The following is a 5,738-nucleotide window of genomic DNA, read 5'->3' as shown; positions in this document are numbered from 1 at the left end:
CGGAGCCTTGACGGCCGCGACCTTCAGGCCGCCGCGGAGGCGGTTCACGACCAGGGTCGCGAGGGCTTCGCCTTCGACGTCCTCGGCGACGATGACTAGCGGCTTGCCGGTCTGCACCACGGCCTCGAGCAGCGGCAGCAGTTCGTTCAGCGAGGAGAGCTTCTTCTCGTTGATGAGGATGTAGGCGTCGTCCATCTCAACGCGCATCTTGTCGGCGTTGGTGACGAAGTAGGGCGAGATGTAGCCGCGGTCGAACTGCATGCCCTCGACGACGTCGAGCTCGGTCTCGAGCGACTTGGCTTCCTCGACGGTGATGACACCCTCGTTGCCGACCTTCTTCATGGCGTCGGAGAGGAACTTGCCGATCTCCTGGTCGCCGTTGGCCGAGATGGTGCCGACCTGGGCGATCTCGTCGTTCGAGGTGACCTTCTTGGAGTTCTTCTGGAGGTCCGCAACGACGGCTTCGACCGCGAGGTCGATACCGCGCTTGAGGTCCATCGGGTTCATGCCGGCGGCGACCGACTTGGCGCCTTCCTTCACGATCGCCTGGGCGAGCACGGTTGCGGTGGTGGTGCCGTCGCCGGCCGCGTCAGCGGACTTGGAGGCGACTTCGCGCACCATCTGCGCGCCCATGTTCTCGAACTTGTCGTCGAGCTCGATCTCCTTGGCGACGGTGACGCCGTCCTTGGTGATGCGGGGAGCGCCGAACGACTTGTCGAGCACGACGTTGCGGCCCTTCGGACCGAGCGTGACCTTCACCGCGTTGGCGAGAACGTCGACGCCGCGCAGCATCTTGTCGCGCGCTTCAACCGAGAATTTGACTTCTTTGGCTGCCATCTGGATTTTCCTTGAGGTGTTTGACTGGGGAGGGAGAGGAGGCTCTTAGGCCGCCTTCTTCTTGGACTCGCTGACTTCGAGAACGCCCATCACGTCGCTCTCCTTCATGATCAGCAGGTCCTGGCCGTCGATCTTGACCTCGGTGCCGGACCACTTGCCGAACAGCACGCGGTCACCGACCTTCAGGTCGATCGGGATCAGCTTGCCGGCCTCGTCGCGGCCACCCGGGCCAACGGCGACGACTTCGCCCTGGGAGGGCTTTTCCTTGGCAGTGTCGGGAATGATGATGCCGCCAGCGGTCTTCTCTTCTGCGTCGATGCGCTTGACCACGACGCGGTCGTGAAGCGGACGGAATTTCATGCAGTCCTCCTAAGCAATTGCACGTGTTGAGGATTTTGGATTATTAGCAGTCGTTGCCCGCGAGTGCTAGCACGAGCGAGGCAGAGATAGGACAGGATTTTTGCGGGGGCAAGGGCTTCTAGCAGAAAAATCAGCACCCGGAAGCGCGGACTGCCAGAATCTCATGTCCATCGTTAACCCGCGCCCGAGACCGTATTAGCACGGAGTCATGTCTGCTGCTAACGCATTGAATTTCAACAGCTTGTTAAACTTTTGGGCTTGAGATGGATTGTCAGTTTGCGTCACATTTCTCTCATGTGAGCGCATCAGTACCGGGTGGCTCGTAAGGCGCACACCGATCAGGCCGCCCCTTGAATGCGCTCCTGCAAAGGAGGTTTGGCATGGGACTGCGGAGTGGGGGCGTTTCCGAGGATTTCCGGAAACAGATGCTGGGCTACGGGCTGACGACGGCGCAAATTCTCTATCGGATGCCGGATCATCCCTCGCTACTCCAGACCTACGTCTGGCAGAACTACGACATGTTTCCGAAATTTCCGGCGCTGAAGGATTTCCTGGCGTTCTGGCAGGAGAAGCTCGATGGCCCCCTCCATTCGGTCACCGTCGCGCACTCCAAGCTGATCAAGCCGGCCGAGCTGCGCGCCGTGGATGGCGTGTTCCGGCTGCATTGAGGCGGAGATCAGACGCCGTCCTTGCAATAGCGTGTCCACATCGCGCGATAGGCCTCGTCCACCGCTCGCGCATATGAGACAGGGTTGCCGGCGGCCGCAGCGTTGATCTGTCCGGGCAGTCCTCGGCGCAATCGATCGAGGTCGCCGATCTGCGCCGCATGGCCAGCCGCGATTTCGACATACGCCTCATCACTTTCCGCGACCCAGTCCGGCAGGCCAAGCGCCGCAAGGATGGAGCCGGCCGCACGGCCGGGCAGGCTATTGCCGAGCCTCGCGACCACCGGCACGCCCATCTGCAAGGCTTCCCAAGTGCTGACGCCGCCATTCTGCGGGAACGTATCGAGGCAAACATCGACGCGATTGAACGATGTCAGGTGTTCGTCTCGCGAGGTGGCGCCGACCAGATCGACGCGTTCGGCCGGCAACCGGCAAGCTGCAAACCGAGCCAGCAGGCTGTCGCGGACCAGTTGATCGTCCAGCGCAAAATCCTTGACCAGAAGTCGTGAACCCGGCACCCGCCCGAGAATCCTGGACCAGGCTTCAACCGCCTCGTCCGAAATCTTGCTGATGCGGTTGAAGACGCCGAACGTGACGAAGCCGTTCGAGAGAGCCGGCGCCTCCGCCCGCGCAATCCCGGCCGGCAGCGGCACCAGCGTCACAAAGCACGGCAGGTCGACAACGGTCTCCGCAAACAAGTGCCGCACCGCGACAGGGATCGCGACCGGGTCCGAGAACAGATAATCGATCGTTGGCAGTCCGGTGCCGGTGCCGTGGCCCCAGCCATGGACCTGGATCGGTGCCGGCTTGCGCGCAAACACGCCGAGGCGGTTTCCTCTGGTGTGGCCGGACAGGTCGATCAGGATGTCGACGCGATCGGCGCGGATCTGAGCGGCGAGGCGATCGTCGGTCCATTGCGAGGCGTCGCGCCAGCGATCGGCGATCCCTTGAAATTCGCTGGTCGTCGCATCCATTTTTGACGAACACGAGTAGCACACGATCTCGAACCGCGCCCGGTCATGGTGTTGCAGGACCGGCTTGAAAATGAACGCGGCCGAATGCGCGTTGAAATCCGAGGAGACATAGCCAAGCACGAGACGGCGATCCGGGTCTCGGCTGTTGTCATGCGGTGCCGCAGCTTCTGACGCGATTTTCGCGCCGATCCGCTCCCACCATACCTGCCGCGCCAGCTGATGCTGTTCAACGCTGGCGTCCGTCACGAAGTCGAGCGTGAATATCTTGCTGGAGATCGCGCTCTGGAGGTCAGGCTGGATGTCGAGGGCCCGGTCCAAGCTGGCGAGCGCTTCGTCGACCCGGCCAAGTCCGGCGAGACAAAGGCCGAGCACCAGATGAGCTTGCGCGGAATCGGGAGCGATCGCGAGAGCCCTCTCGCAATCGGCCATTGCCTGGGCAATTTGCCGGGTCTGGAGCAGGACATTGGCGCGCCAGAGCCACCCATTCACGTCGTCGGGCGCCAGCGCGATTGCCCGATTGCAATCCGCCATGGCTTCGTCAAATCGCTGAAGCTCCCGCAAGGCAACGGCGCGGTTCGCCAGCGCCGCGGCATAGTCAGGCTTGATCGAGAGCGCGCGGTCGAGGCTTGCGAGAGCCTCATCATAGTTGCGCAGTCGGCAGAGTACCCCACCCCGGCCGTTGTGGGCTTCGGCAAGGTTTCCGTCGATTGCGAGCGCCCTGTCGTAGCTCTCGAGCGCTTCCTGGTGCAGATCAAGGGCCGCGCTCGCATTGCCGAGATTGGACAGGGCCAGGGCGTAGCTGGGCCGCAAGGCGAGGGCCTTTCGATAGCTCTCGCGGGCCTCGGCGTGGCGTTTTAGCCCATTCAGCGCGACACCCAGGCTCATATGAGCCTCGGCAGATCGCGGATCCACGGCAACCGCCCGGCTCAGTAGAGTTTCGGCTTGCTGATAGTTTTTGGCATCAGACTCCAGAACTCCGAACATATGCAGTGCGATGAACTGGTTGGGCGCGATCTGGAGGAGTTGGCGATAGGCAGTCCGGGCCTCGGAGAGTAGTGCCTTCTTGTGCAGCTGCAGTGCGCGCCCGAGCAATGGCAGCACTTCGGCTTTTTGCCGCTTCTGAAGCCGGGCATTCTGAAATGCACGCTGACCGACGCTGCTGCTCATGAATCAATTCCCCCAGAATCTCGCGGTGAGATTATTTCAGCGTGAGAACCAATACGAGACGATGACCGTTCGCCACGACAGCCTGCGGCAAGCTACGACCGATCGGGGCATCGAGTAGTTGGCCCCAAGCTCCGCAATTGCTGCCTCGTCCAAGACTGGATAGTCTGCCTTCGGGCTCGTCCGGAGGGCGCGGCTCAGATCAGGGAGGCAGACAATGGCCAAGCAAAAGGCATCAAGACCGGCAACGAAGACCGCGGTGAAGAAGCGGAGCGGCGTGAAGGCTGCGGCACGATCCTCAGCGCGCAAGGCGGTGAAGGCGAAGGCGCCCACCGTCGCTCCGAAGAAGTCCGTGCGGCCGAAGCAGCGCATCGCCATCAGCCATCACCGCGAGGAAGACTTCAAGGCTGACGGCCTGCGTGCCTATGCCAAGTACCGCGATCTCGGCATCGCCGAGGCGACCCATGGTCTCGCGCAGGCGCACGTGATCCGGCTGCAGGGCCCGTGCAATCCGGCCGAGGTTTCCAAGCTCCACTATCACGACGTCGAATTCCAGATGGTCTACGTGCTCAAGGGCTGGGTGAAGACCTATATGGACGGGCAGGGTGAGACCTTGATGAAGCAAGGCAGCGCCTGGACCCAGCCGCCGAAGATCAGGCACATGATTCTGGATTATTCGGACGACGTGGAACTGCTGGAAGTGATTTTGCCGGCAGAGTTCAAGACGGTGGAGTTGAAGGCGTAGGGTTCTCTCCGTCGTCATTGCGAGGAGCTCTTGCGACGAAGCAATCCAGACTTGTTCCACGGATACATTTCTGGATTGCTTTCGCTTCGCTCGCAATGACGGCGGGGAGGTAGCCTAACCCAGCACCCCCACCATCGCACCCATCAGACACGTCGTCAGTGTCCCCGACACGATCGACTTCAGCCCGAGCGCGTTGATTTCCTCGCGCCGCTCCGGCGCCATCACGCCGAGGCCGCCGATCATGATGCCGAGGCTGGCGAAATTGGCGAAGCCGCACATCGCGTAGAGCATGATCAGGCGCGAGCGCGGATCGAGCGCATCAGGTGGAAGCTTCGAGAAGTCGACATAGGCGATCAATTCGTTGAGCACGGTCTTGGTCCCCATCAGGCTGCCGGCGGTGACTGCCTGATCCCACGGCAATCCCATCAGCCAGCATACCGGCGCCATGACGAGGCCGAGCAGGCGCTGCAACGAGATCGCGGCGCCACCGATATCAGGCAAGAGACCGAGGGTGGCATTGACGAGATGGACCAGCGCCACCAGCACCAGCAGCATGGCGACGATGTTGAGCAACAATTCGAGGCCGGCGGTGGTGCCCTTCACGATCGCATCCATCGTGCCGGACACGTTCATCCCGGGATCGCTGGCGACCCAGGGATCCTCCAGCGCGCCGCCGGTGCGCTTGTCCGAGGTCTCCGGCACCATGATCAGGCTGACCAGGATCGCGGCCGGCGCGCCCAGCACCGAGGCGATGACGAAATGCGCGGCGGCGTCGGGGATGAGGGGCGCAAGCAGCGTCGCATAGAGCACCAGCACCGTGCCGGCGATGCCCGCCATACCGCCGGTCATCACCAGGAACAACTCGCTGCGGGTCATCTGTGCCAGATACGGCCGCACGAACAGCGGCGCCTCGACCATGCCGAGGAAGATATTGGCGGCGGTTGACAGCCCCACCGCGCCGCCGACGCCGAGCGTGCGTTCGAGCAGCCAGGC

The 5,738-nt window shown here is 62.5% G+C and carries 6 protein-coding genes; 2 read left to right on the top strand and 4 right to left on the bottom strand.

The annotated features are described in order from the left end of the window. Together groEL and IC50_RS06640 are read right to left on the bottom strand one after the other, a co-directional pair. The coding region (gene groEL / locus IC50_RS06645; protein WP_035702056.1) for a chaperonin GroEL at window positions 1-837 on the bottom strand (837 nt) is incomplete at its 3' end. Window positions 838-882: 45 nt separating this feature from the next. Continuing rightward, the gene (locus IC50_RS06640; protein ID WP_025037205.1) at window positions 883-1,197 is read right to left on the bottom strand and encodes a co-chaperone GroES; all 315 of its coding nucleotides are present in this window, start codon (window positions 1,195-1,197) and stop codon (window positions 883-885) included. 380 nt (window positions 1,198-1,577) lie between these two features. On the opposite strand from IC50_RS06640, the gene IC50_RS06635 reads away from it, so the two are divergent. After that, entirely contained in the window at window positions 1,578-1,865 is a 288-nt protein-coding gene (locus IC50_RS06635) for an usg protein (protein ID WP_028177340.1), read from the top strand. 8 nt (window positions 1,866-1,873) lie between these two features. Here the strand turns inward: IC50_RS06635 and IC50_RS06630 are convergent, their stop codons facing one another. Next, the gene (locus IC50_RS06630; RefSeq protein ID WP_035702054.1) at window positions 1,874-4,003 is read right to left on the bottom strand and encodes an O-linked N-acetylglucosamine transferase, SPINDLY family protein; all 2,130 of its coding nucleotides are present in this window, start codon (window positions 4,001-4,003) and stop codon (window positions 1,874-1,876) included. Window positions 4,004-4,217: 214 nt separating this feature from the next. Here IC50_RS06630 and IC50_RS06625 point away from each other — a divergent pair, with 214 nt between their 5' ends. Further along, complete coding sequence (locus tag IC50_RS06625) at window positions 4,218-4,745, top strand: cupin domain-containing protein (RefSeq protein ID WP_035702052.1); 528 nt, start codon at window positions 4,218-4,220, stop codon at window positions 4,743-4,745. Between the two features lie 114 nt (window positions 4,746-4,859). Here IC50_RS06625 and IC50_RS06620 read toward each other — a convergent pair. Further along, window positions 4,860-5,738 (bottom strand): NupC/NupG family nucleoside CNT transporter (locus tag IC50_RS06620; protein ID WP_035702049.1); only part of this gene is annotated, 879 nt, incomplete at its 5' end.

The sequence above is a fragment of the Bradyrhizobium genomosp. I (2014) genome (genome assembly GCF_000261685.1).
Classification (GTDB): domain Bacteria; phylum Pseudomonadota; class Alphaproteobacteria; order Rhizobiales; family Xanthobacteraceae; genus Bradyrhizobium.
This window is presented reverse-complemented; position numbering and strand designations above follow the sequence as displayed.

Excerpts from the sequence above, each read along its gene's own strand:
- IC50_RS06630 (WP_035702054.1), bottom strand. The coding sequence starts at position 4,003 with ATGAGCAGCAGCGTCGGTCAGCGTGCATTTCAGAATGCCCGGCTTCAG.
- IC50_RS06635 (WP_028177340.1), top strand. The coding sequence starts at position 1,578 with ATGGGACTGCGGAGTGGGGGCGTTTCCGAGGATTTCCGGAAACAGATG.
- IC50_RS06640 (WP_025037205.1), bottom strand. The coding sequence starts at position 1,197 with ATGAAATTCCGTCCGCTTCACGACCGCGTCGTGGTCAAGCGCATCGAC.
- IC50_RS06625 (WP_035702052.1), top strand. The coding sequence starts at position 4,218 with ATGGCCAAGCAAAAGGCATCAAGACCGGCAACGAAGACCGCGGTGAAG.